Here is an 802-nt window from a genome sequence, read left to right as displayed (position 1 = left end):
GTGGACGCGTGAGCGAACGGCGAACGGCGAACGGCGAACGGCGAATATAGGCTCCTCGGATGGTCGCGCCTTCGAGGGCGGGTGACGACAGCGGCCCTCGGCATCCCACCTTCGTCTCGTCCGCGCTCGCGACCTGGGGCACTCAGCTTGTGGTCGCCGTCCTCTCGCTGGCCAACGTGCTTATTGTCGCGCGGGCGCTGGGCGCCACGGGCAGGGGCGACGTCGCCTTTCTCACCGTGATCGCGTACGTCGTCTCCCAACTCTCCCTGTTGGGAGTGGAGCAGGCAAACGTCAACTTCGCCTCGGCCGAGCCCGAGCTGCGACCGGCACTGGCAACCAACTCGGTGCTGCTAGCCCTCCTCCTGGGGACAATCGCCGCTGGCGCCGTGAGCGGCCTGATCGCTATTTTCCCCCATATCGGCGGACATTCGTCGGGTGGCCTGCGCTGGCTCGTGCTCGCCTCGATCCCGATGCTGATCCTCCAGGTCTACCTGCTGTTCCTGGTGCAGGCCGACTACGCCTTCGGGTTCGCGAACGCGGCATACCTGCTCGCCCCGCTGGTGAACGTCAGCGTCAACGGCCTGCTTGCCGTGCTCGGTCTGATCAGCGTCGGCACCGCGGTCGCCGCATGCATGGGCGGCCAGGTGCTGGGCACATTGCTGATGGCCTGGTATGTGGCGTGTCGCTCAGCCGGGTTCGGCCGCCCCGACATGCGCCTGGCGAGGCGGTCACTCGGCTTCGGGATGAAGGCGCACGTCGGGCAGACGATGCTGCTCGCCAACTACAAACTCGACCAGTGGCT

1 protein-coding gene is annotated in these 802 nt (G+C 67.1%); it reads left to right on the top strand.

Annotated elements, in window-relative coordinates:
• Window positions 1-59 precede the first annotated feature (59 nt).
• A partial coding sequence (locus DD1DGNOD_RS27060; protein ID WP_165036736.1) for a lipopolysaccharide biosynthesis protein occupies window positions 60-802 on the top strand: 743 nt, incomplete at its 3' end.

This window comes from Candidatus Protofrankia californiensis (assembly GCF_900634765.1).
Taxonomy (GTDB): Bacteria; Actinomycetota; Actinomycetes; order Frankiales; family Frankiaceae; genus Protofrankia; species Protofrankia californiensis.
The sequence above is the reverse complement of the archived record's forward strand: the minus strand, read 5'-3'. Positions and strand labels throughout refer to the sequence as shown.